The sequence below is a fragment of the Cellulomonas sp. GTC20042 genome (assembly GCF_055389595.1).
On the sequence record NZ_AP043678.1, the window covers coordinates 2,340,921 to 2,364,383 of the forward strand.

At 74.3% G+C, this 23,463-nt stretch carries 21 protein-coding genes; 10 read left to right on the top strand and 11 right to left on the bottom strand.

What is annotated here, in order from left to right:
• Positions 1 to 20: 20 nt before the first annotated feature.
• From ACZ5HG_RS10950 to ACZ5HG_RS10980, 7 genes are all read left to right on the top strand, one after another.
• Positions 21 to 4,421, top strand: coding sequence for an FtsK/SpoIIIE domain-containing protein (locus ACZ5HG_RS10950; RefSeq protein ID WP_464176109.1), 4,401 nt, complete (start codon positions 21 to 23; stop codon positions 4,419 to 4,421).
• On the top strand, positions 4,418 to 5,101 hold the full coding sequence (locus tag ACZ5HG_RS10955) for a hypothetical protein (RefSeq protein WP_464176111.1): 684 nt from the start codon (positions 4,418 to 4,420) through the stop codon (positions 5,099 to 5,101). The genes ACZ5HG_RS10950 and ACZ5HG_RS10955 overlap by 4 nt, the downstream gene beginning before the upstream one ends.
• A 33-nt stretch (positions 5,102 to 5,134) precedes the next feature.
• Positions 5,135 to 5,407: a hypothetical protein gene (locus ACZ5HG_RS10960; protein ID WP_464176113.1), complete on the top strand. Its 273-nt coding sequence runs from the start codon at positions 5,135 to 5,137 to the stop codon at positions 5,405 to 5,407.
• A 38-nt stretch (positions 5,408 to 5,445) separates the two neighbouring features.
• Entirely contained in the window at positions 5,446 to 7,674 is a 2,229-nt protein-coding gene (locus tag ACZ5HG_RS10965; RefSeq protein WP_464176115.1) for a hypothetical protein, read from the top strand.
• Positions 7,671 to 8,423: a hypothetical protein gene (locus ACZ5HG_RS10970; protein ID WP_464176116.1), complete on the top strand. Its 753-nt coding sequence runs from the start codon at positions 7,671 to 7,673 to the stop codon at positions 8,421 to 8,423. The genes ACZ5HG_RS10965 and ACZ5HG_RS10970 overlap by 4 nt, the downstream gene beginning before the upstream one ends.
• A 44-nt stretch (positions 8,424 to 8,467) precedes the next feature.
• The gene (locus ACZ5HG_RS10975; RefSeq protein ID WP_464176118.1) at positions 8,468 to 8,815 is read left to right on the top strand and encodes a hypothetical protein; all 348 of its coding nucleotides are present in this window, start codon (positions 8,468 to 8,470) and stop codon (positions 8,813 to 8,815) included.
• An 81-nt stretch (positions 8,816 to 8,896) separates the two neighbouring features.
• Positions 8,897 to 9,760 carry a hypothetical protein gene (locus ACZ5HG_RS10980; protein WP_464176120.1) on the top strand — a complete coding sequence of 288 codons (864 nt, stop codon included), beginning with the start codon at positions 8,897 to 8,899 and terminating at the stop codon, positions 9,758 to 9,760.
• 64 nt (positions 9,761 to 9,824) lie between these two features.
• Here ACZ5HG_RS10980 and ACZ5HG_RS10985 read toward each other — a convergent pair whose 3' ends face one another.
• From ACZ5HG_RS10985 to ACZ5HG_RS11020, 8 genes are read right to left on the bottom strand one after another with little or no spacing between them, the layout of a single operon-like run.
• The gene (locus ACZ5HG_RS10985) at positions 9,825 to 10,163 is read right to left on the bottom strand and encodes a metal-sulfur cluster assembly factor (protein WP_464176122.1); all 339 of its coding nucleotides are present in this window, start codon (positions 10,161 to 10,163) and stop codon (positions 9,825 to 9,827) included.
• The gene (sufU, locus tag ACZ5HG_RS10990; RefSeq protein WP_464176125.1) at positions 10,160 to 10,666 is read right to left on the bottom strand and encodes a Fe-S cluster assembly sulfur transfer protein SufU; all 507 of its coding nucleotides are present in this window, start codon (positions 10,664 to 10,666) and stop codon (positions 10,160 to 10,162) included. Before sufU ends, ACZ5HG_RS10985 begins: the two co-directional genes overlap by 4 nt.
• 1 nt (position 10,667) lies before the next feature.
• Positions 10,668 to 11,978, bottom strand: coding sequence for a SufS family cysteine desulfurase (locus tag ACZ5HG_RS10995; RefSeq protein WP_464176127.1), 1,311 nt, complete (start codon positions 11,976 to 11,978; stop codon positions 10,668 to 10,670).
• 28 nt (positions 11,979 to 12,006) lie between these two features.
• Positions 12,007 to 12,771 (bottom strand): Fe-S cluster assembly ATPase SufC, encoded by a 765-nt coding sequence (gene sufC, locus ACZ5HG_RS11000; protein WP_464176129.1) that lies wholly within the window; start codon positions 12,769 to 12,771, stop codon positions 12,007 to 12,009.
• 53 nt (positions 12,772 to 12,824) lie between these two features.
• Complete coding sequence (locus ACZ5HG_RS11005) at positions 12,825 to 13,148, bottom strand: non-heme iron oxygenase ferredoxin subunit (RefSeq protein WP_464176131.1); 324 nt, start codon at positions 13,146 to 13,148, stop codon at positions 12,825 to 12,827.
• The gene (sufD, locus tag ACZ5HG_RS11010) at positions 13,145 to 14,413 is read right to left on the bottom strand and encodes a Fe-S cluster assembly protein SufD (RefSeq protein ID WP_464176133.1); all 1,269 of its coding nucleotides are present in this window, start codon (positions 14,411 to 14,413) and stop codon (positions 13,145 to 13,147) included. The genes ACZ5HG_RS11005 and sufD overlap by 4 nt, the downstream gene beginning before the upstream one ends.
• Positions 14,413 to 15,864 carry a Fe-S cluster assembly protein SufB gene (gene sufB, locus ACZ5HG_RS11015; protein ID WP_464176136.1) on the bottom strand — a complete coding sequence of 484 codons (1,452 nt, stop codon included), beginning with the start codon at positions 15,862 to 15,864 and terminating at the stop codon, positions 14,413 to 14,415. The genes sufD and sufB overlap by 1 nt, the downstream gene beginning before the upstream one ends.
• Positions 15,861 to 16,685: a helix-turn-helix transcriptional regulator gene (locus ACZ5HG_RS11020; protein WP_464176138.1), complete on the bottom strand. Its 825-nt coding sequence runs from the start codon at positions 16,683 to 16,685 to the stop codon at positions 15,861 to 15,863. Before ACZ5HG_RS11020 ends, sufB begins: the two co-directional genes overlap by 4 nt.
• A gap of 199 nt (positions 16,686 to 16,884) precedes the next feature.
• Here ACZ5HG_RS11020 and ACZ5HG_RS11025 point away from each other — a divergent pair, with 199 nt between their 5' ends.
• From ACZ5HG_RS11025 to ACZ5HG_RS11035, 3 genes are all read left to right on the top strand, one after another.
• The gene (locus ACZ5HG_RS11025) at positions 16,885 to 17,802 is read left to right on the top strand and encodes an ABC transporter ATP-binding protein (protein WP_464182142.1); all 918 of its coding nucleotides are present in this window, start codon (positions 16,885 to 16,887) and stop codon (positions 17,800 to 17,802) included.
• Positions 17,799 to 18,584 (top strand): ABC transporter permease, encoded by a 786-nt coding sequence (locus ACZ5HG_RS11030; protein ID WP_464176140.1) that lies wholly within the window; start codon positions 17,799 to 17,801, stop codon positions 18,582 to 18,584. Before ACZ5HG_RS11025 ends, ACZ5HG_RS11030 begins: the two co-directional genes overlap by 4 nt.
• A gap of 129 nt (positions 18,585 to 18,713) precedes the next feature.
• Positions 18,714 to 19,721 carry a COX15/CtaA family protein gene (locus tag ACZ5HG_RS11035; RefSeq protein WP_464176142.1) on the top strand — a complete coding sequence of 336 codons (1,008 nt, stop codon included), beginning with the start codon at positions 18,714 to 18,716 and terminating at the stop codon, positions 19,719 to 19,721.
• Here ACZ5HG_RS11035 and ACZ5HG_RS11040 read toward each other — a convergent pair.
• From ACZ5HG_RS11040 to ACZ5HG_RS11050, 3 genes are all read right to left on the bottom strand, one after another.
• Complete coding sequence (locus tag ACZ5HG_RS11040; protein ID WP_464176145.1) at positions 19,699 to 20,700, bottom strand: GGDEF domain-containing protein; 1,002 nt, start codon at positions 20,698 to 20,700, stop codon at positions 19,699 to 19,701. The genes ACZ5HG_RS11035 and ACZ5HG_RS11040 overlap by 23 nt on opposite strands.
• Positions 20,701 to 20,932: 232 nt before the next feature.
• Complete coding sequence (locus tag ACZ5HG_RS11045) at positions 20,933 to 21,547, bottom strand: NUDIX domain-containing protein (RefSeq protein ID WP_464176147.1); 615 nt, start codon at positions 21,545 to 21,547, stop codon at positions 20,933 to 20,935.
• Between the two features lie 2 nt (positions 21,548 to 21,549).
• Positions 21,550 to 23,241 (bottom strand): CTP synthase, encoded by a 1,692-nt coding sequence (locus ACZ5HG_RS11050; RefSeq protein WP_464176150.1) that lies wholly within the window; start codon positions 23,239 to 23,241, stop codon positions 21,550 to 21,552.
• Positions 23,242 to 23,463 lie beyond the last annotated feature (222 nt).

Here is a 23,463-nt window from a genome sequence, read left to right on the forward strand (position 1 = left end):
GTGCCCGGAGAGGAGCACAGGTGCGCACACGTCTGGTCCTGCGTCGCCCGGGTGGCGTGGAGACGGCGGTCGTGGTCACGGCCAGTGCCGGGACGACCGCCGGTGACCTCGCCGACGCGCTGCTCCGCGGCGGCTCCGGGCACGAGGTCACCGGCACGCCGACACTGCGCCTCCAGCGCCCCGACGACGACGCCCTCCGCACCGTCCCGGGCGCGACCACGCTGGTCGACGCGGGACTGCGCGCCGGCTCCCTGATCACCCTGACCGGCGAGGGCGCCGGCTACCGCGAGCCCGAGGGCCCCGTCGTCGCCCGCCTGACCGTGCTCAGCGGTCCTGACGCGGGCCGCACCTGGGACCTGGCGGCCGGCGTGGTGGTGATCGGGCGCGGGCCGGCCAGCGGCGTGCGCCTCGACGACCTGATGGTCTCCAAGACGCACGCCCGGCTGCTGGTCGGCGAGGTGGTGGAGATCGTGGACGCCGGCTCGTCGAACGGCCTGGTCGTCGGGGACGGCCGGGTGCCGCGCCTCGTGCTGCGACCGGAGGACGTCGTGCTGGTCGGCGGCTCGGAGATCCAGGTGCGCCCCGTAGCCGGCAGCGTCCTGCCGGGGATCCCGGCGCCCACCGCGCCACCGAGCGCGACCGTGGAGTTCGTCCGGTCGCCGCGCGTGCTCGGCCGCTACGCCGAGCGCACGCTGCCCGCGCCGGAGGTGCCCCGCCCGTTCACCCCGCAGCGGCTGCCGTTCGTCGCACTGATCGGCCCGGTGCTGATGGGCGCCGGCATGTACACGATGACTCGCAACCCGATGTCGCTGATGTTCCTCGCCCTGAGCCCGATGCTGATGCTCGGCACCTGGTGGGATTCCCGGACGACCGGACGCCGCAGGTCCCGCTCCGAGGCCGCCGCGTTCCACGAGGGGCTGCGCCGGCTGCGTGACCAGGTCGAGCAGGACCACCTCGAGGAGCAGCAGGCCCGACGGCGGGAGACCCCGGCCACGCGCGACCTCGTCGAGCACGCGCTCGGCCTCGACGCCGGCCTGTGGGCGGCGCGTCCGGACTCCCGGGACTTCCTGCACGCCCGGCTGGGCACCGGCACCGACGTCTCGCGCACCACCGTGGAGACCCCCGCCCGCGGATCGGCCGACCCGGAGCTGTGGGACGAGCTGCACGCCGTGCTGGCCGAGCTGCGGGACGTGACGGACGTGCCCATGGTCCTCGACCTCGCCGAGTCCGGCGTCATCGGCGTCACCGGACGCCCGGAGCCTGCCCCCGCCGTCGCCCGCGCCCTCGTCGCCCAGCTCGTGTGCGGGCACTCCCCCGCCGAGCTCGTCCTGGTGGCGCTGACCTCGCGGGCCAGCGCGCCGCGGTGGGACTGGCTGCTCTGGCTGCCGCACGCCGACTCCCCGCACTCACCGCTCACCGAGCACGTCGGGTCGGACCCGGCCGCGTGCGCCCGCGTGCTGCTCGGGCTCGAGGAGCTGATCGCCGCGCGCCGGGCGGACCGCACCCACGGCGCCACCGTCCTCCCGCGCGTGCTCGTTCTGGTCGAGGACGACACCCCGGCGGACCGCGGTCGACTGGTCCGCGTGGTCGAGGAGGGCCCCGCCGTCGGGGTGCACGTGCTGTGGTGCGCCCCGCGGCCGCAGCGGCTGCCCGCCGCCAGCAGGTGCGTGCTGGTCGTCGACGACGCCGGAGCACGGGTCGGGTCCACCACCGACGGCACCTGGCACGACCTGGTCCCCGAACGGCTCGATCCCGCCGAGGCGCACCGGCTGGCCCGCCACCTCGCGGGCGTGCGCGACGCCGGTGCACCGGTGCCGGACGAGTCCGACCTGCCGCGCGGGGTCGGCTTCCTCACGCTCGCCGGGCACGACCTGGCCGAGGACCCCGCCTCCGTCGTGGCTCGGTGGCACGAGACCGGTTCGGTGCTCGACCGCACCGGCACGCCCGTGCGTCGGCGGACCGACGCCGCCCTGCGCGCCGTGGTGGGTCAGGGCGCCGATGGGGAGTTCGTGCTGGATCTGCGGGCGCAGGGTCCGCACGCGCTGGTCGGTGGCACGACCGGGTCGGGCAAGTCGGAGTTCTTGCAGGCGTGGGTGCTGGGGATGGCGGCGGCGCACAGCCCGGACCGGGTGTCGTTCCTGTTCGTGGACTACAAGGGTGGGGCGGCGTTCGCGGACTGCGTGGACCTGCCGCACTGCGTGGGTCTGGTCACCGACCTGTCGCCGCACCTGGTGCGGCGCGCGCTGGCCTCGCTGCGGGCCGAGCTGCGTCACCGCGAGCACCTGCTCGCCGCCGCGGGGGCGAAGGACCTGCTGGCGATGGAGCGTGCCGGCGATCCGCGGACCCCGCCGGCGTTGGTGATCGTGATCGACGAGTTCGCGGCGCTGGTGCAGGAGGTGCCGGAGTTCGTCGACGGGGTGGTCGACGTCGCCCAGCGTGGCCGCTCGCTCGGTCTGCACCTGATCCTGGCGACCCAGCGCCCGGCGGGGGTGATCAAGGACAACCTGCGCGCCAACACCAACCTGCGCATCGCGCTGCGGATGGCCGACGAGCACGACTCCACCGACGTGCTCGGATCGCCGATGGCCGCGCAGTTCGACCCCCGGGTGCCCGGGCGGGGTGCGGTGCGCACCGGGCCGGGACGACTCGCCATGTTCCAGACCGGCTACGTCGGCGGACGCAGCGACGCCGCACCCGCCGCGCCCGCCGTCAGCATCGAGACCCTCACCTTCGGACCCGGCGAGCCGTGGGTGCTCGCGCCCCGCCCCGGCCCACAGGCCGAGCACCCCGACGGCCCCACCGACGCCGCGCGCGTCGTCGCGACCCTCGGCGCGGCCGCGCGCCGGGCCGGCGTGCCCGAACCCCGCCGACCCTGGCTGCCCGAGCTGCCCACGGTGCTCACGCTCGACCTGACCACCGAGCGGGACGACGCCACCCTCCCGCTCGGCCTGATCGACGTCCCCGCCGAGCAGGCGCAGGTCCCGTTCCTGCACCGGCCCGAGCAGGACGGCACCCTCGCGGTCTTCGGCACCACCGCCTCCGGGCGGTCCACGGTGCTGCGCTCGGTGGCGCTGTCCGTGGCGACCGCGCAGGGGCACGTCGAGATCTACGGCCTGGACCTCGGCGGCGGGGCGCTCGGCATGATCGCCGCGCTGCCGCAGGTCGCCGCGGTGGTCGACGGGGACGACGAGGAGCGGGTCGCCCGCGTGATCACCCGGTTGTGCGCCACCCTCGACGAGCGCGCCGATCTGTTCGCGCGGGTGCACGCCGGATCGCTGAGCGACCACCGCCGGCTCACCGGCACGCACCTGCCGCGGATCTACCTGCTGGTGGACGGGATCGCCGCCCTGCACGACGCCTACCAGTCCCCCGGGCGCATCGGCACCTACACCGGCCTGCTGCGGCTGGTCGCCGAGGGTCGTGCCGTCGGCGTGCACGTGATCCTCACCGCGGAGCGGCCCGGTGCCCTCACCACTGTGATGTCCGCGCAGATCTCCCGTCGGCTCGTGCTCCGCCAGGCCGACGCGAACGCGTGCGCCCACCTCGGCGCTCCCCCGGACCACCACGGCCCCGACCTGCCGCCCGGCCGTGGCGTGCTCGCCGGCAGCACCGACGAGATCCAGGTCGCCGTGCTCGCAGGCGCCACGGAGAGCGCCCTCCAGGCCGTCGCCGTGGTCGAGATCGCGGACAGGCTGCGTGCCGCGGGTGCGCCGGTCGCGCCACCGGTCGGTCGGCTCGCGGCCGAGATCGATCCGCTCGATCTGCCCGGCCAGGTCGACGGCCACCCGGTGCTCGGGATCGCCGCCGACACGCTCGCCCCGATCGGCTTCGAACGCGCCGGCACCCTGCTCGTCGCCGGTCCCGGAGGCAGCGGCCGGTCCACCGCCGTCGCCTCGATCGCCGCCGCGATCCACCGGCACGACCCTGCTGCACCGTTGTACCGGTGCGGCCCCCGCCGCTCCCCCGCCTCCCGGGTGGACGGGTGGACCGAGCAGGCGCACACCCCCGCCGAGATCGCCGACCTCGCCCGCCGCCTGCTCCCGCTGCTCAGCGAGCCGGTCGATCCGGAGCACCCGGCGATCACCCTGGTCGTCGAGGGCTACTGCGACCTGCCGACCACCGAGGCCGAGGCGCCGCTGCTCGCCGCTGTCCGCGCCGCCCGCCGCAACGGGCACCTGGTCGTCGCCGAGTCCGAGACCTCCGCCTGGGCCTCCGGCTGGCCGCTGGTCGCCGAGATCCGCGCCGGCCGGTCCGGGATCGCCCTGCAACCCGACCAGCCGGACGGCGACGTGCTGTTCCGGGTGGCGTTCGACCGCATGCGACGCGCCGACTTCCCGGTCGGACGCGGCCGGTACGTCACCGCCGGGCGCTCCCGCACCGTGCAGCTGCCCGCCCCGCCCGCCCGAGGAGACGCTCCGTGACGACACCCCCTGCCCGCACCCCGCGACCCGGGGGCGTCCTCGCGCTCGGGCTGATCCTGCTTGCCGGCTGCGGCCCGGCGGACGAGCCTGGGCCGACCCCGACGCCCTCGGTGACCCGCGCGCTGCCGGTGGCGCAGATCGGCGCGCTGGTGCCGGCGGAGCCGGGGGCGAACGAGCTCGAGGACACGCCGGCGGTGCAGGCGATCCGGGAGACCGATGTGATCGTCGCCTGGGCGAACCTGACCGACGACGCCGGAATCGCCCAGGTGACGAAGCGGATCGACCCGAAGTCCCATCCCGCGCTGGTCGGGCTGAGCTCGGCCGTGGAGCGAGACCCGTACGTCCGCACCGGCCCGATGCCGTTCGTGGCGCTCGGCGTGATCGACAACGCCGACGGCTCGACGACGGTGCGCACGTGCATACGTTTCACACCTGAGTCGTACGCCTCGAAGTCAGACGGCTCGATGCGCCAGCACCTCGATGACTACGGCGGGCTTTCCGACATCACCGTCTTGCCGCTGACCCCGGACGAGATCGCCGACCTGGCGGCGGTCGGGCTGACCGCACCGGCGCTGCGGGTCCGTTCCTACCAGGCCGTCTCGGGCGGGTGCGACGCCTCGGGCGTCGTGGTCCAGCAGTTCGAGAACTGGCGCGACGTCGCCCCCGTCGGCCGCTACTGACACCCCCGATCACCCCGGACGAGAGGCAGCACCGTGCCCGACCTCACCCTCGACCAGACCGTGCTCACGCCGGTGCTCTCCACCCTGGTCGGCCTGCGCGCGCAGGCCGACCCCGACCGACCGCCCCCGTCGATCTCGCTGTGCGGGTCGGACGAGGTGATCGGCGCCTACGTGCAGGCATTCCGGATGATCGCCGCGCAGGACGCGACGTGCTGGTCCGGGTGGGCCGAGCTCGGCGGGCGGGCGGTGGACGTGCTCGCCGAGCTCGGCCGGGTCGACGCGAGCCTCGCGGCGGGTCTGCGGTGAGCGGGGCGGGCTCTCGTCCTGACGGGGGTGTGCCGAGCGTGTGCGAGTCGGCCGCGGCCCTGGTGCGAGGGCTGTCGACCACGCTCGCGCAGGGCCGCAGCCACGTCGAGGCGCAGGTCGCGCTGGTCGGCGTCGAGGTGTGGAACGGGGTGGCCGCGCAGGCGTTCCGGGACTCGGCGGCCATCAGCACCACCGAAGCGGTGGCCGGCGTGCAGGCCTGGGACCGGCTGGCCGCCGCGCTGTCCGGCTACGCCGCCGAGCTGTCGGCGATGCAGGACGAGGCCGACGGCCTGCGCACCCGGCTCGCCCGGGCGCAGGACGACCTGACCCACGGGAAGTCCGCGCTGTCCCGTGCCACCACCGCCACCGCGACCACGGACGACGACGCGTCGGGCACGGTCGACCCGCGCCTGCGGCTGGCGGTGAGCACCGCACAGGCCGAGATCGCCACCGCCCGGGCGCTGCTGGACGCGCTCGGCGAGCGCCGCCGCGCCCTGGACCGCCGCACCGCCGACGCCCTGCTGGACGCCCCCGGACCCGGCGCACGGGCGTGGGCCGCGCTGGCCTACCGCGCGGACGGCTCCGCACGCCCGCTGGCCACCACGATCGACCAGGTGCTCGACCGGCTGCTCGACGGGACGATCACCACCGAGGACCACCTGCTGCTCGCCCGGCTGCTGTCCATGCACTCCGGGGACCAGGCCGCGATGTCCCTGCTCTACCGCGAGCTCGGCGCCGCGGGGGTGACCGACCTGCTGGTCAACCTCGCCACCGTCGAGGACCTGCACGACGACCTGCCGACGGGCACCACCACCGCCGGGCTCGCCGCCCAGATCGCCGCCGGGCTGGTCACCGCCTCTCGGGCCTGGACACCGGGCACCGCCACCGCCTTCGGCGCCGCGCTGCTGGACACGATCACCCCCCACGGCCGGCGGCCCGCAGTCGCGTTCCTGCTGGCGGCCGAGGGCCTGGACACCGACGTCGTGCTCGGCGCCTTCGACCGTCTGGAGGGGCTGCGCGGCACCGATCCCGAGCGGTTCGACGAGCTCACCGGGACCCCACCCAGCATCGGGCCGACCGTGCTCGGCCTGAACCAGCACACCGTCGAGGCCGCCATCACCACCGCGCTCGGCGGCGGCCCCGGCTCACTGACCGGGGCGATCTTCGCCCAGCTGGCCCGCCACCCCGAAGCTGTCGTGGACCGGTTCGCCGGGCAGGACGCCCGCGTCGACTACTGGTTCGGGCAGCACGCCTGGGGCGGCGACCGGTTCGAGGGCCCCGCCACCCTGCTCGACGCGATCGCCCACGACGCCGACCTCCAGGCCGCCCGCGCCACGGACCCGCTCGGCGACACCTGGCGCGAGGCGATCGGGGTGCTCGCCGCCGCCTCCGAGGCCCTCGGCGGGAACCTCTCGTTCGAGGTCGGGGCCCTGTCGCCGACCGCCGCCCGCGACCTCGCCGAGGCGCTGGCGACCGTGATGCCGGAGATCGCCGCGGGGTTGAGCAGTGGCGTCATGGTCGAGGACCTCGAAGGCGGAGGTAGCTCATATGTGCAAGCGGTGGGCTCCGCAGGTGCGTTCGACGCTGCTCCATTCGACGTCCAGCGGGGCAACCTGTCCCGCCTGCTCGGCGTCACCCTGCTCGACCCCGCCGCCCTCGCGACCTTCTCCGGGGCTGCCGGCACCTACGCCACCGAGGTCCTGGCCCACGTGACCGGCCCGAACCACCCCGACGTCGACTCCGCGACGACCCTGCTGGACGGTGTCGGGTCCTTGTTCGGCCTGACCCACGGCTCCTACACCGCCCAGGACACCTGGCACGCCGAGGCCCTCGGCGACCAGGCCCGCCACGAGCTCGACACCGTCATGACGATCTCCTCGCTCATCCCCGGCGTCAGCACCGGTCACGCCCTCGCCGACTACCTCGCCCAGGTCGCCACCGGCACCGCCCTGGACCACGGCGCCAGCCTGGACCCCCGGATCATCAGCCAGCAGGACCTCGACGCGCTCGTCGACCAGGGCACCGGCATGGGCGGGGACCTCCTGCACGAGACCGTCAACGCCACCCTGACCGCCCGCTGGGACGCGATCACCCCCGCCTACACCGGCACCAGCGACCAGCCCCTGGGCGCACCGACCCTGACCAGCACCCTCGATGACTCCTACGCCACCACCGCCACGGCCGTCACCAACCCCGTCGCCACCGGCGACTACGACGTCCGCGTCCCCGGCGAGACCCAGCCCCGCAACCCCCGGGACATGCCATGACACGCACCACCCGCACGATCACCGCCACCGCGACCGTGCTGCTCGCGCTGACCGCCTGCACCACCGCGCCCGACCCCACCCCGACACCCACCCCCGAGCCCACTGGCCCCTGGCCCGCCGCCGACATCGCCCCCCTCACCCCACCCGACCCCGCACCCAGCGACCTGGAACAGACCACCGCCGTCCAGGTCATCCGCGAGACGATGATCGTGCTGGCCTGGGCCAACCTCACCGACACCATCCACTTCGCCCAGTTCACCCAATGGATCGACCCCGCGAGCAACCCAAGCGTGGCCGGGCTGAACGACGACGCGACCGAGACGATGCATGAGTACCCCTGGGTATCCACCGGTCCGGCGGCGTGGGTTCCCGTCACAGTTGTGGAGAACCTTGACGGGTCCACAACAGTCCGCACCTGTGGCGCCTCTTCTCGAGAGATGGAGGTCTCGAAAGCAGACGGCACGCCTCGGCCGAGATTCGCGGATCTGGGCCGCACCTCCGACATCACCCTCTCGCCCCTCACCCCCGACGAGATCGCCACCCTCGAGGCCCAGGGCCTGACCCCGCCCTCGCTGTGGGTCCGCGACTACCAGGCCGTCAGCGGCGAGTGCGACGACTCCGCCGTCATCGCCCAACGCTTCGAGAACTGGCAGGACGTCGCCCCCATCGGCGACTACCCCCTCACCGACCCCTACCTCGTCCGCGTACCCGGCGAGGACGAACCCCGCCGACTGGAAGACATGCCATGACCACCGGTCGAGCCGCATCGGCGCGCACGCGTACGGTGGTCGACGTGCCAGCACGACCCGACCCCGACGAGGACAGCCCCACCCGCCCCGCCGCCGACGAACCGCCCCGCCCGGTCAGCGCGCCGTTGCAGCAGATCACGATCACGATCGGCTTCGGCCTGATGACGATCGGCACCCTGATCGCCCTGGTGATCGACCCCTCGTGGTGGCGGGTGGTGACGGTGCTGTGCTTCGCCGCGACCATCCCGGTGGCCCGCGCCGCCGTCCAGGCGCGGGTGGCTCCCGGCGCGCCGGGGGTGCCGCCGACGACGCACCTGCGCAGCACCCTGCTGCCGCTCGCCGCCCTGGCGCTGGTCGCCCTCGGCCTGTGGAGCGTCCGCCTCGCCGCCTGACCCCCGGACGCCCCCGCAGGTCACGCCCGCTAGAGTGCCGCGGGACCGCGCCGCCCGGGCACGGTCGGAGGGGGACGACGGGTGCGCGCACCGGCACGAGGACTGCTGACCGGGGCCGCCGTGCTCGCGATCGCGCTGACGCTCACCGCCTGCGGGCCGGTGAACCGCGGCACGTCCCTCGGCGAGGGGCTGGAGGCGGCCGTGCGCGACCTGCCGGGCGTGTCCGAGGTCGAGGGCGGCGGGCAGAACCCGCTGCCGTGGTCCGGGACCGCCGACAGCACGGTCACCCTGGACGCGTCCGCCACCGCCGAGCAGGTGCTCGTCGTGGCCGAGGCGGCGTTGGCGGAGATCGCGCAGGGCGACGGCGACCTGACCGCGGTGCTGGAGCAGCAGCGCGACGGCGTGCTGCTGACGATCGCGCTGGACGAGCGGGGCTGGGCGGACGTCGACCTGCTGCGCGGCGCGCACGAGGCAGCCGCACTGATCCCGGAGGGCACCGTGCAGGTGCGCCCGGTCGACACCGCTCGCCCGGACAGCGCCCGCCCGGACAGCGCCGAGCGGACCCGCCGCGCGGAGGTGCAGGTCGACGGCGGCCTCGCGGCCGACCTCCCCGCACTGCTGCCCGCGTACGTCGCGCTCGACGGCTGGGACGAGGCGGCGCTCGCGCTGTGGTCCGCCGACGGCCGTGCGGGCTACGAGATCGACCCGCTCACCCCGGCCACCGCCGAGCCGGTCACGGCCCTCACCGCCGCCGGCGTCCCCGTGCTCCGTGCCGGCCTGGGCACCACGGGCGGCACCCTGCGCGTCCCGCCGCGCTCCGTCCCCGACGCCCGCCGGGTGCTCGCCGAGGCGCTGCCCGGCCTCGACCTGACGGTCTCCTCGCAACAGGTCGCCCCCAGCCCGGCTCCGAACCCCGCCCAGGGCACACCGGCCCCGACCTCCTGACTCCCGGCGCGCGAACGGCCGGCCACCCCGCAGGGCGACCGGCCGTCGCGAACACGCGCTCGCGTCAGATGTTGAACCCGAGGGCCCGCATCTGCGCGCGGCCGTCGTCGGTGATCCGCTCCGGGCCCCACGGCGGCATCCACACCCAGTTGATCCGGAAGGAGTCGACCAGTCCCTCCAGGGAGGTGCCGGCCTGGTCCTCGATCACGTCGGTCAGCGGGCAGGCCGCCGAGGTGAGCGTCATGTCGATGGTGACGTGCCGGTTCGGCTCCAGGGCGATCCCGTAGACGAGGCCGAGGTCGACGACGTTGATCCCGAGCTCAGGGTCGATGACGTCGCGCAGCGCCTCCTCGATGTCGGCGGCGTTCGCCGGTGCCTGCGGCGGCGTGGTGGTGTCGCTCATCGTGCCTCCCCGTCGTGGACCGGCGTGCCGGCCCCGGTGGTCCGTGCCGCGGCGGCCTGCGCCACGGCGTCCTTCATCGCCGCCCAGCCGAGCAGCGCGCACTTGATCCGTGCGGGGTAGCGGGCGACGCCGACGAAGGCGACGCCGTCCTCCAGCTCCTCGTCGGGCTCGTAGCCCTCGGGCAGCACGCCGCGGGTGTCCATCAGGTCGCGGAACTCCGCGGACAGCGCCAGCGCGCGGTCCAGCGACTTGCCGGTGACGGCCTGGGCCATCACCGAGGCGGACGCCTGCGAGATCGAGCACCCCTGGCCGGTCCAGGTGAGCTCGCCGAGCACGGGCTCCCCCTCGCCGTCCAGGCGCACCCGCAGGGTCACCTCGTCGCCGCAGGTCGGGTTCACGTGGTGCACCTCGACGTCGTAGCGCTCCTGCTCCCCCCGGTGGGTGGGGTGCTTCGCGTGGTCCAGGATCACCTGCTGGTACAGCTGCTCCATCGATCCGGTCATGTCAGTCCTCCAGCCCGAAGAACGTCCGGACCCCCGCCAGTGCTTCCCGGAACACCGCGATCTCCTCGTCCGTCGTGTAGACGGCCGCGGAGGCGCGGGCGGTGGCCGCGACGCCGAACCGGCGGTGCAGCGGCTGCGCGCAGTGGTGGCCGACCCGCACGGCCACGCCGGCGTCGTCGAGCACCTGGCCGACGTCGTGCGCGTGCACGCCGTCCACCACGAAGGACACCGTGGCCAGCCGGTCGCGGGTGTCGGTCGGGCCGATCACCCGCACGCCGGGCACCGAGGCCACCGCGTCGAGCAGCAGCCCGGTCAGGTGCGCCTCGTGGGCGGCGACCGCGTCCATGCCGAGCTCGGACAGGTAGGTCGCGGCGGCGCCCATGCCGATCGCCTGGGAGACCATCTGCGTCCCCGCCTCGAACCGGCGTGGCGGCGGCGCGAAGGTGGTGGTCTCCATGGTGACGACCTCGACCATCGACCCGCCGGTGGTCACCGGGGGCATCGCCTCCAGCAGCTCGCGGCGGCCGTAGAGGGCGCCGACGCCGGTGGGGCCGAGCATCTTGTGCCCGGAGAACGCGGCGAAGTCGACGCCGAGCGCCCCGAGGTCCACCGGCAGGTGCGGCACGCTCTGGCAGGCGTCGAGCACGGTCAGCGCGCCGACCTCGCGGGCCCGGGCGACGAAGCGCTCGACCGGGGTGATCGCCCCGGTGACGTTGGACGCGTGCGTGAACGCCAGCACCTTCGTGCGGTCGGTGACGACGGTGTCCAGGTCGTCGACCCGGATCCGCCCGTCGTCCTCGACGCCCAGCCAGCGCAGGGTGGCGCCGGTGCGGGCGGCCAGCTCCTGCCACGGCACCAGGTTCGCGTGGTGCTCGGCCTCGGTGACGACGATCTCGTCCCCGGGGGCCAGCGCGAACCGCTGCGCCGCCGCCCCGCCGCGACCGGCGGTGGCGTTGGACATGGCGTAGGCGACCAGGTTGATCCCGGCGGTGGCGTTGGAGGTCCACACCAGCTCGTCCTCGGCCACGCCGACGAAGCCCGCGACCTGCTGGCGCGCGGTCTCGAACGCCTCGGTGGCCTCCTCCGCGAGCTGGTGCGCCCCGCGGTGCACGGCGGCGTTGCGCTGCGCGTAGAAGTCCTGCTCGGCGTCCAGCACCACCTCGGGCTTCTGCGAGGTGGCGCCGGAGTCGAGGTAGACCAGCGGGCGGCCGTGGCGCACCGTGCGGTGCAGCAGCGGGAAGTCCGCCCGGACCGCCGCCAGCTCGGCGGCGTCCAGGACGCGCGTGCTCGCGCGCTCCTGCGTGTCGGTCATCTCGTCCTCGATCCGTGTGGTGCGTGCGTCAGGCGGAGGCGCCCGTGGTGAGGAACCGGTCGTAGCCCTCGTTCTCCAGGCGCTCGGCCAGCTCCGGGCCGCCCTCCTCGGCCACGCGGCCGTCGACGAAGACGTGCACGAAGTCCGGCTTGATGTAGCGCAGGATCCGCGTGTAGTGGGTGATCAGCAGCACGCCGAGGTCGGTGGCCGCCTTGGCGCGGTTCACGCCCTCGGAGACGATGCGCAGCGCGTCGACGTCCAGGCCGGAGTCGGTCTCGTCCAGGATCGCGACGGCCGGCTTGAGCAGCTCCATCTGGAGGATCTCGTGGCGCTTCTTCTCGCCGCCGGAGAAGCCCTCGTTCACCGAGCGCTCGGCGAACTGCGGGTCCATCCGCAGCAGCTCCATGGCGCCGTTGACGTCCTTGACCCAGGTGCGCAGCGGCGGGGCCTCGCCGGCGATGGCGGTCTTGGCGGTGCGCAGGAAGTTCGACACCGACACGCCCGGCACCTCGACCGGGTACTGCATGGCGAGGAACAGGCCGGCGCGGGCCCGCTCGTCCACGGACATCGCCAGCACGTCCTCCCCGTCCAGGGTCACGGTGCCGCTGGTGACCTGGTACTTGGGGTGGCCGGCCAGCGAGTACGCCAGCGTGGACTTGCCGGAGCCGTTCGGGCCCATGATCGCGTGGGTCTCGCCGCTCGACACGGTGAGGTCGACGCCGCGCAGGATGGGCTTGGGGCCCTCCTTCGTCTCGACGCTGACGTGCAGGTCGCGGATCTCCAGGGTGGACATCTCGGTTCTCCTCGTTCTGAAAAGCCTCAGGCTGAAAGGTCAGGGGTGCGTGCTCAGCCGACGTCGACGAGCACGCGCTCGCCGTCCACGGTCAGGGGGTACACGGGGACGGGGCGGACGGCCGGGGGGCTCAGCGGCTCGCCGGTGCGCAGGTCGAACTTCGACCCGTGCAGCCAGCACTCCACCGTGCAGTCCTCGACCTCCCCGTCGGACAGGGACACCGCGCCGTGCGAGCAGATGTCGCTGATGGCGTGCAGCGAGCCGTCCTCGGCGCGGACCACCGCGACCTCGACGACCCCCTCGGGGCCCTCCAGCTCGACGCGCAGCGCGCCGGCCTCGGGGACGTCCTCGGTCATGCAGGCGAGCTGGGCGCTCATGCGGTCTCGGTCTCGGCGGCCTCGACGACGCTCGCGGCGCCCTCGGCGAACTCGCTCATCGACCGGGCGAGCTCGGCCTCGATCGCGGCGATGAGCCGCTCCTCGACCTCCGGCACGCCGATCTGCCCGATCAGCTCCGCGAAGAAGCCGCGCACCACCAGGCGGCGGGCGTCGGTCTCCGGGATGCCGCGCGAGCGCAGGTAGAACAGCTGCTCGTCGTCGAACCGGCCGGTGGCGCTGGCGTGCCCGGCACCCTCGATCAGCCCGGTCTCGATCTCCAGGTTCGGCACCGAGTCGGCGCGCGCCCCGTCGGTGAGCACCAGGTTGCGGTTGAGCTCGTAGGTGTCGGTGCCCTCGGCCGCCGCGCGGATCAGCACGTCGCCGACCCACACCGTGTGCGCGCCCTCGCCCTGGAGCGCGCCCTTGTAGGTGACCCGGCTCTTGCAGTTCGGTACCGCGTGGTCCACGAACAGCCGCTGCTCCTGGTGCTGGCCCGCGTCGGCGAAGTACACGCCGAGCATCTCCACCGAGGCGCCCTCGCCGACGAACTCGGCGTCCGGGGTCAGCCGGACGACGTCGCCGCCCAGGGTGACCGCGATGTGCTTGACGGTGGCGTCGCGGCCCAGGCGCAGCCGGTGCGCGGTGTTGTGCACCGAGCCCTCGGCCCAGTCGTGCACCGTGACGACGGTCAGGTGCGCACCGTCCTCGGCGACGATCTCCACGGTCTCGCTGAGCAGCGCCGAGCCGACGTGGTCGATCACGACGGTGGCCTGCGACAGCGGCTTGGCGTGCACGAGCAGGTGGCTGCCGGTGGCCTCGAGCTGGCCCTCGACCCCCTCGACCCGCACCGAGGTGACGGTCGACGCGACGGCCTCCTGCGGGATCGTCACGACGGTGGCCCGCGGGAACGAGGCCCACGCCACGGCGGCGGCCCGGTCACCCGGCACGCCCGCGCGGCCCAGGCGGGCGTCGTCGCGGTCGACGATCTCCACCTCGACCTCGGGGGCGTTCACCACGGTGGTGAGCACGCCGTGCCCGGACAGCACGCCCTCGGTCGCCCCGGCGAACAGCGGCGCGAGCCGGTCCACCGGCGAGAACCGCCACTCCTCCTCGCGCCCGGTGGGCACGGGGAAGTCGGTCACGTCGAAGGAGGTCGCACGCGCGGCACGGGACGCCTCGGGGATCACCCCGACGCCGTGGCTGTGCGCCTCGTCGGCCGTCGCCCGGCTGTGGTCGGTCGACAGGTTCTGCGTGGTGGTCGACATCAGCCGACGGCCCCTTCCATCTGCAGCTCGATCAGGCGGTTCAGCTCGAGGGCGTACTCCATGGGCAGCTCGCGCGCGATGGGCTCCACGAACCCGCGCACGATCATCGCCATGGCCTCCGTCTCGGTCATGCCGCGGGACATCAGGTAGAACAGCTGGTCCTCGCTCACGCGGGACACGGTCGCCTCGTGGCCCATCGACACGTCGTCCTCGCGGACGTCCACGTAGGGATAGGTGTCGGACCGGGAGATCTGGTCGACCAGCAGCGCGTCGCAGAGCACGTTGGACGCGCTGTGGCTCGCGCCCTCGAGGACCTGCACCAGGCCGCGGTACGAGGTGCGGCCGCCGCCACGGGCCACCGACTTCGACACGATCGAGGACGAGGTGTGCGGGGCGGCGTGCACCATCTTGCAGCCGGCGTCCTGGTGCTGGCCCTCGCCGGCGAAGGCGATGGACAGCGTCTCGCCGCGGGCGTGCTCGCCCAGCAGGTAGATCGCCGGGTACTTCATGGTGACCTTCGAGCCGATGTTGCCGTCGACCCACTCCATCGTCGCGCCCTCGGCTGCGGTCGCCCGCTTGGTGACCAGGTTGTACACGTTGTTCGACCAGTTCTGGATCGTCGTGTACCGCACGCGGGCGTTCTTCTTCACGATGATCTCGACCACCGCGGAGTGCAGCGAGTCGGACTGGTAGATCGGCGCGGTGCAGCCCTCGACGTAGTGCACGTAGGAGCCCTCGTCCGCGATGATCAGCGTCCGCTCGAACTGGCCCATGTTCTCGGTGTTGATCCGGAAGTAGGCCTGCAGCGGGATCTCCACGTGCACGCCCGGCGGCACGTAGACGAAGGACCCGCCGGACCACACGGCCGTGTTGAGCGAGGCGAACTTGTTGTCGCCCGGGGGGATCACCGAGCCGAAGTACTGCTCGAACAGCTCCGGGTACTCACGCAGACCGGTGTCGGTGTCGACGAAGATGACGCCCTGCGCCTCCAGCGACTCCTGGATCTGGTGGTAGACGACCTCGGACTCGTACTGCGCGGCGACGCCGGCGACCAGGCGCTGCTTCTCCGCCTCCGGGATGCCGAGCCGGTCGTAGGTGTTCTTGATGTCGTCCGGCAGGTCCTCCCAGGAGGTCGCCTGCTTCTCGGTCGAGCGCACGAAGTACTTGATGTTGTCGAAGTCGATGCCCGACAGGTCCGCGCCCCACCAGGGCATGGGCTTCTTGTCGAACAGGCGCAGCGCCTTGAGCCGTGTCTTGAGCATCCACTCCGGCTCGTTCTTCAGCGCCGAGATGTTGCGGACGACCTCCTCGGACAGACCGCGCTGGGCGATCTGGCCGGCGGCGTCCGGGTCGTGCCAGCCGTAGCCGTAGTTGCCGATCGAGGCGATCGCCTCGTCCTGGCTCATCGGCTCGGCAGGCTTGCCGGTCGAGGTGTCGGTCGATGCCGTCATGCTCGTCGTCCTTCCGTCAGGCGCACGGTGCGGGGGCTCGGTGCGGGGTGCTCGTCGTGGGGTGCGTCGGGGCGGGTCCCCGCCGTCGTCGGACGCACCGGGATGATCGGGATGTTCGTGGTGCAGACGTGGCCGCCGTGGGCCAGCGTCGCGAGGCGCTGCACGTGCACGCCGAGCATCCGGGAGAAGGCGTGGGCCTCCGCCTCGCACAGCTCGGGGAACTCGCTGGCGACGTCCTGCACCGGGCAGTGCCCCTGGCAGAGCTGGATCGCGTGCGAGCCGGGCACCGGGCGGGCGGTGGCGGCGTAGCCCTCCAGGGCCAGCCCCTCGGCCAGCACCCGGGCGCGCTGCTCGGTGTCGTCACCCGCCTCGGCCAGCGCCTCGGCGTGCCGGGTCTCCAGCTCCAGCACCCGGCGCTCGGCGAAGTCACGGACCGCGGCGGCGCCACCGATCTCGGCGACGAAGCGCAGCGCCTGGCTGGCCAGCTCGGAGTACTGCTGGGTCAGCGCGGCCTGCCCCGCGGTGGTGACCACGTAGCGCTTGGCGGGCCGACCACGGCGGGCGGGGCCGGAGGTGGCGGCCTCGTGCACGCCGATCTGCCCCTCGGCCTCCAGCACCGCGAGGTGCCGACGGATCGCCGCGGCGGTCAGGTGCGTGTCGGTGGCCAGGTCGGCCGCGGACACCGGGCCGTCGCTCGCGATCAGGTCGAGCACCCGACGACGGGTGCCGGCGTCGGCCTCCGCCTCACGGACGGCGTGCGGTGCGAGGTCGTCCGGACAGCCGGCGCCCTCGGGTGCCGCAGGGTCTGGGGTCGAGCTCATGCGCACCTCCCTCCGCTGGGACGGGCCACCGGGAGCGACCCGGGGCACCACGACGCCCGGCAGGGCGTCCGATATCGGCAACATCCTTGTTGCCGAAATAAGTCCTGGCAAGCAAGGCGAACCTCACCCGGGGGCGCCGCGCGGTGGATCCGGCCCCCGGTGAGCGGCCTCGTCCGCCTACACTCGCGGGGTGCTCGGCCTGTCCTCCTCCCCGCCCGCCGTCGTGGTGCGCGGGCTCGTCAAGCGGTACGACGGCCGGGCCGTCGTCGACGGGCTCGACCTCACCGCCGAGCCCGGTCGGGTGACCGCGGTGCTCGGCCCGAACGGCGCCGGCAAGACCACCACCGTCGAGTGCTGCGAGGGCCTGCGCTCCCCCGACGCCGGCGAGGTCCGGGTGCTCGGCCTCGACCCGGTGGCCGACGCCCGCGCCCTGCGCCCCCGGGTCGGCGTGATGCTCCAGGACGCGGGCCTGCCCACCGGCGCGCCGGCGCTGGCGGTGCTGCGGCACGTCGCCGCGATGTACGCCGAGCCGCGCGACCTGGACGAGCTGGTCGACCGGCTGGGCATCGCCCCCTTCGCCCGGACCACGGTGCGCCGGCTGTCCGGCGGGCAGCGCCAGCGCCTCGCGCTCGCCACCGCCGTCGTCGGCCGGCCCGAGGTGGTGTTCCTGGACGAGCCCTCCGCCGGGATGGACCCGCAGGCCCGCCACGCGGTGTGGTCGCTGGTGGACGAGCTGCGCGCCGACGGCGTCGCGGTGGTGCTCACCACGCACCTGATGGACGAGGCCGAGGCGCTCGCCGACCACGTCGCCGTCGTGGACCACGGCCGGGTGATCGCCCAGGGCACCGTGCCCGAGCTGCTGCACGCCGAGGGGCTGCTGGCCTTCGACGCCGCCGCCGGGCTGGACGCGACCGCCCTGGGCACGGCGCTCGGCGCGGGCGTGCGCGAGACCGGCCCCGGCACCTACCAGGTGGAGGCCGCCGCCACCCCCGCGCTGGTCGCCGCGCTGGCCGGCTGGTGCGCCGAGCGCGAGGTGCTGCTCACCCGGGTCGACGCCGCCGGCCGCCGCACGCTGGAGGACGTCTTCCTCGACCTCACCGGGAGGAACCTGCGATGAGCACCGCTATTCCGCGCGCCGCCGCGCCCGCGCCGCGCGCCGCGGCCCCCGCCCGCCGCCGCGTGCTGGCCCAGGCCGGCTTCGAGGCCACCGCCGTGCTGCGCAACGGCGAGCAGCTGCTGGTCACGCTGATCATCCCGGTCGTCGTGCTGATCGGTCTCGGCAGCACCACGCTGGTCGAGGTCACCACCGGCGGCGCCGCCCGGATCGACGTGGTCACCCCCGGCGTGCTCGGCCTGGCCGTGCTGGCCGGATCGATGACCTCGCAGGCCATCGCCACCGCCTTCGACCGCCGCAACGGCGTGCTCCGGCTGCTCGCCACCACCCCGCTCGGCCGGGGCGGGCTGCTCGCCGGCAAGGCGCTGGCGGTGCTCGCGGTCGCGGTGCTCCAGGTGGTCGTGGTCGGCGGGGTGGCCCTGGTCGCCGGCTGGCGGCCGATCGCGTCCGGCCTGCCCGCCGCCGCGCTCGCGCTGCTGCTCGGGGTCGCCGCGTTCACCGCCCTCGCCCTGCTGCTCGCCGGGACGCTGCGCGCCGAGGCCGTGCTCGCGGTGGCGAACCTGCTGCTGGTCGCCCTCGCCGTGGTCGGCGGGATCGTGCTGCCGGTGGCCGACCTGCCGGACGGATGGGCGCGGGTGGTCGAGCTGCTGCCCACCGGCGCGCTCGGCGAGGCCCTGCGCACCGCCCTGGTGGACGGGGCGTTCCCCGGGGTGCACCTGGCCGTGCTGGCCGCGTGGGTGGTCGTGCTCGGCGCGGCGGTGCGTCGCTGGTTCCGCTGGTCCTGACCGGAGCGATCGCCGGACCGTCGACCGGTCGGCCCGACCACGGCGCGCACGGCCGGACCCGCCCGGCGTGACCAAGACCTCCCCGCGACCGTCCGACCCGCACGCACCCGCGCCCGTACCCTGGACGACGTGAGCCGCCCCGACGTCACCGCCGACCCCGCGCCCCGGCCCGAGACCCCCGCCGCGCCCGCGCGCACCACCCGAGGGCGCCGCCTCGGCACCGCGCTGCGCAGCGCGCCCGACGCGACCCGCCGCTGGGTCGCGACGCACCGCGACCGCCTGACCCGCGGCGTGCTGGTCGCCAACCTGGTCGCCCAGATCGGCATCGTCGTCACCGGCGGCGCCGTCCGGCTGACCGGCTCCGGCCTCGGCTGCTCCACCTGGCCGCAGTGCGAGCCCGGGCACTTCACCCCGCAGTTCCACGAGGCGACCACGATCCACCCCTACGTCGAGTTCGGGAACCGCACGCTCACCGGTGTGCTGGGGATCATCGCGGTCGCGGTGGCCCTGCTGGTGTGGACCGACCGGCGCCGCTCCCCCGCCTACCGCTGGCTCGGCTTCGCCCCGATCCTCGGCGTGGTCGCGCAGGCGGTGATCGGCGGCGTCACGGTGCTGCTCGACCTGCACCCCGCCGTGGTCAGCACGCACTTCCTGGTGTCGATGGGCCTGGTGATCACCTCCGCGCTGCTGCTGCACCGCAGCACCGAGGGCGACGGCGCCCCGCGGCCGGTGGTCGGCGCGCTCGCCCAGCGCCTGGTCCCGCTGATGTGGGCGGTGCTCGCGGTGCTGCTGGCGCTCGGCGCGGTCACCACCGGCGCCGGCCCGCACTCCGGCGACGAGGAGGTCGGCTACCGGTTCGCCGTCGACCCGCTGCTGATGGCCCGGGTGCACGCCCTGGCCGCGTGGGCGTTCATCGCCGTGCTGGTGTGGCTGCTGGTGCTCAACCGCCGGCTCACCGGCCCGGTGCGCAGCCGGGGCGTCGCGATGCTGGCGATCGTCGCGCTCCAGGCCGTGATCGGCTACGTCCAGGTCGCGACCGACCTGCCGGTGCTCCTGGTGCTGCTGCACATGCTCGGCGCCGGGCTGCTCGCCGCCGGCACGACGCGGTACCTGCTCACCTTCCGCACCCGCGGCTGACGTCGCCCGACCCGAGGGCCCAGACCCCGCGCGCCACCACGCGCCGCCCGCGGCTGGCGTACATCGCGTCGTCCGCCCGCCCGAGCAGGTCGCGCACCGTGTCCTCCGGGCCGGCGACGGCCACCCCGTGGCTCCACGAGGGTGCGTCCGTCGGCATCCGGTCCTGGGTCCGGGTCGCCCACCGCTCGGCCGCGTCCGCGCCGATGAGCACCACGGCGAACTCGTCCCCGCCGATCCGACCGATCGCCTCGTCGTGCTCCAGCGCCTCGCGCCACACGTCGACCAGCCCCACCAGCGCGTCGTCACCGGCCAGGTGCCCGAGGCTGTCGTTGATCCCCTTGAAGTCGTCGACGTCCAGGTAGACCACCGCCAGCGGCCCGCCGCGACGCCGGCTCCGGACGAGCAGGTCCGCGACCCGCTCCTCGAAGGCCGCCCGGGTGAGCGCGCCGGTCAGGTCGTCCGTGGTGGCCACCAGGCGCAGCCGCGCGGCCAACCAGGCGACGATCCCGCTGCTGACCACGGTGGTCGCCGCGATCACCAGCCAGGTCATCGCCCGGAACTCCACCGGCGAGACCGCCATCGCGATGCCGAGCACGACCAGCACCAGCTCCAGCACCCGGCGCAGCAGCGTGCGCCCGCCCAGCAGCGCGGCCGCCTGACCGCCGCACACCATGCCCAGGCCGGTGGTCACCACCCCGGCGGCCGTGCGGCAGACCGCGATCAGCACCCCGCAGACCAGCACCCCGATCACCAGCGCCACCAGCGCGGACCAGCGGCGGTCCCGCAGCAGCCAGGCGACCCCGGCGGTGGCCAGCAGCACCGCCGAGGACACGTACCAGAACTCCACCCGGGTGCCGGCGTTGGGCGGGCGCACCGCGCCGAGGAAGGTCAGCACCGCGCAGACCAGCAGCGCGAGCGCCACCTGGTGCGCCGTGAGGAACAGCCGCGCGCTGCTGGTCGGGACCCGGGCGCTCGGCACATCCGTCCCATCGGGCGACGGGGTCGGTCCCTGACACGTCCGGGTCAGGATCCACCGGTTGGCGGACACCTGGCCGGGCGATCGGCGGGGTCCGTCCGGGCGACGGGGGTCACCCGCACGGGCGCCGCCGACCCCGGTGCGGCAGCGCGACGGTGCGGGTGACCGTGGACGACGACGGGCCCCGAGGATCGCTCCTCGGGGCCCGTCGGTCGGATCAGGTCGTGCGCGGCGCTCAGACCTCGCGCAGCGTCGTCCAGCCCCGGTCGCGTGCGGCCGCGGCGGCCAGCACGCCCACCACGGCGCTCGGGCTGTGCAGCCGACCGGCCAGCACCGCCTCGACGGCCTCGTCCAGCGGGACCCAGAGCGGGACCATGCCCGCCTCCTCGTCCTCGCGGACGAAGCGCTCGTCCTCCGGGACCGGCTGCACGTCGCGCGCCAGGTACACCAGGATCTGCTCGTCCGAGCCACCGGGGGTGGTGAAGAACTCGGTCAGCAGGTGCCAGGTGCCGGCCCGCAGGTCGGCCTCCTCGGCGAGCTCGCGCGCGGCGGTGAGGTGCGGGGCCTCGCCGTCCACGTCACGCAGCCCGGCCGGCGGCTCCCACAGCTCGGAGCGCACCGGGTGCCGGTACTGCTGGAGCAGCAGCACGCGGTCCTGCGCGTCCAGGGCGATCACCGCGACCGCGCCGGGATGGGCGACGAACTCGCGCACCACCTGCGACACGCCCAGGTCGACGGTCTCGGACACCAGGTCCCAGATCTTCCCGTGGTGCAGGTCGGTGTGCGCGAGGACCGGGCGCGGGGCGGGCCGGTCGACCGGCCCGCCCACGACGTCCTGCTGCTCCGGCACGCTCAGGCCTGCGCGCCGTCGGCGACCGGGGTCACGCCGCGCACCGCGAGGGCCGCACCGATCAGCCCGGCGAACAGCGGGTGCGCCTTGGTCGGGCGCGACTTGAACTCCGGGTGCGCCTGCGTGGCCACGTAGTACGGGTGCACCTCGCGCGGCAGCTCGACGAACTCGACCAGCGAGGAGTCGGGCGAGACGCCGGAGATCACCAGGCCGGCCTCCTCCAGGCGCGCCCGGTAGGAGTTGTTCACCTCGTAGCGGTGACGGTGCCGCTCGGACACGCGGGTGCTGCCGTAGGCCTCCGCGATCACGGAGCCCTCGGTGAGCACGGCGTCGTACGCGCCCAGGCGCATGGTGCCGCCCAGGTCGCCGTCGCCGCCCACGATCGCCAGCTGCTCGGCCATGGTGGCGACCACCGGGTCGACCGGATTCGTGTCGAACTCGGAGGAGGAGGCGCCCGGCAGGTCCAGCACGGTGCGGGCGTACTCGATCACCATGCACTGCAGGCCCAGGCAGATGCCGAGCGTCGGCACCGTGTTCTCGCGGGCCCAGCGCAGCGCGCCGAGCTTGCCCTCGATGCCGCGCACGCCGAAGCCGCCCGGCACCAGCACCGCGTCCACGCCGCCCAGCGCACGCTTCGCGCCCTCGGGGGTCTGGCAGTCGTCGGAGGTGACCCAGCGGATCTTCACCTTGGCCTGGTGGTGGAAGCCGCCGGCGCGCAGCGCCTCGGTCACCGACAGGTAGGCGTCCGGCAGGTCGATGTACTTGCCGACCAGCGCGACCTCGACGTGGTGGGCGGGTGCGTGCACCCGGTCCAGCAGCTCGTCCCAGCCGCTCCAGTCCACGTCGCGGAAGGTCAGGCCGAGGCGCTGCACCACGTAGGCGTCCAGGCCCTCGGCGTGCAGCACGCGCGGGATGTCGTAGATGCTCGGCGCGTCCTTGCAGGCGATGACGCCCTGCGTGTCGACGTCGCACATCAGGGCGATCTTCGACTTGATCGACGTCGGCAGGTCGCGGTCGGCGCGCAGCACCAGGGCGTCCGGCTGGATGCCGATGTTGCGCAGCGCGGCCACCGAGTGCTGCGTCGGCTTGGTCTTCAGCTCGCCGGAGGGCCCGATGTACGGCACCAGTGAGACGTGCAGGAAGAAGACGTTGTCGCGGCCGAGCTCGTGGCGCACCTGACGGGCCGCCTCGAGGAAGGGCTGCGACTCGATGTCGCCGACGGTGCCGCCGATCTCGGTGATGATCACGTCGACGTCGTCCGCGGCCTGCGACCGCATGCGCGTCTTGATCTCGTCCGTGATGTGCGGGATCACCTGGACCGTGTCGCCGAGGTACTCGCCGCGCCGCTCCTTGGCGATCACGTTCGAGTAGACCTGGCCGGTGGTGACGTTCGCCGAGCCGACCAGGTCGACGTCGAGGAACCGCTCGTAGTGACCCACGTCCAGGTCGGTCTCGGCACCGTCCTCGGTGACGAAGACCTCGCCGTGCTGGAACGGGTTCATCGTCCCGGGGTCGACGTTGAGGTAGGGGTCGAGCTTCTGCATCGTGACCCGCAGACCACGGGATCGCAGGAGTCGTCCGAGGCTGCTGGCGGTCAGGCCCTTGCCCAGTGAGGAGACGACGCCCCCCGTGACGAAGATGTGCCGGGTCGTGGAATCCGACCGCCCGGAGAGTCGGTGTACGCGCTCTGCCACGGGCCTCCACCTTACTGCACGCGAGCCGTCCTCGGGGCCGTCCGTCAGGGTGGCGTGCCCCACGTCCCCCGTCCGGGGCGATTCGCGACCGCCCCGGCCGCGTCCGCGCACCCATCCGCGCGCAGGTCGTCGCGCGTGCCGCCATGCTCCGCCGAGACTGCACGACATGCCGCCTCGCGCGTGCGGCACGCGGCGTGTCGTGCCGTCTCGGTGAGGTGCGCG

What these genes read in the sequence shown, in the direction of transcription:
- ACZ5HG_RS10970 (WP_464176116.1), top strand. Translation starts at nt 7,671, where the DNA reads ATGACACGCACCACCCGCACGATCACCGCCACCGCGACCGTGCTGCTC.
- ACZ5HG_RS10985 (WP_464176122.1), bottom strand. Translation starts at nt 10,163, where the DNA reads ATGAGCGACACCACCACGCCGCCGCAGGCACCGGCGAACGCCGCCGAC.
- sufU (WP_464176125.1), bottom strand. Translation starts at nt 10,666, where the DNA reads ATGACCGGATCGATGGAGCAGCTGTACCAGCAGGTGATCCTGGACCAC.
- ACZ5HG_RS10995 (WP_464176127.1), bottom strand. Translation starts at nt 11,978, where the DNA reads ATGACCGACACGCAGGAGCGCGCGAGCACGCGCGTCCTGGACGCCGCC.
- sufC (WP_464176129.1), bottom strand. Translation starts at nt 12,771, where the DNA reads ATGTCCACCCTGGAGATCCGCGACCTGCACGTCAGCGTCGAGACGAAG.
- ACZ5HG_RS11005 (WP_464176131.1), bottom strand. Translation starts at nt 13,148, where the DNA reads ATGAGCGCCCAGCTCGCCTGCATGACCGAGGACGTCCCCGAGGCCGGC.
- sufD (WP_464176133.1), bottom strand. Translation starts at nt 14,413, where the DNA reads ATGTCGACCACCACGCAGAACCTGTCGACCGACCACAGCCGGGCGACG.
- sufB (WP_464176136.1), bottom strand. Translation starts at nt 15,864, where the DNA reads ATGACGGCATCGACCGACACCTCGACCGGCAAGCCTGCCGAGCCGATG.
- ACZ5HG_RS11020 (WP_464176138.1), bottom strand. Translation starts at nt 16,685, where the DNA reads ATGAGCTCGACCCCAGACCCTGCGGCACCCGAGGGCGCCGGCTGTCCG.
- ACZ5HG_RS11030 (WP_464176140.1), top strand. Translation starts at nt 17,799, where the DNA reads ATGAGCACCGCTATTCCGCGCGCCGCCGCGCCCGCGCCGCGCGCCGCG.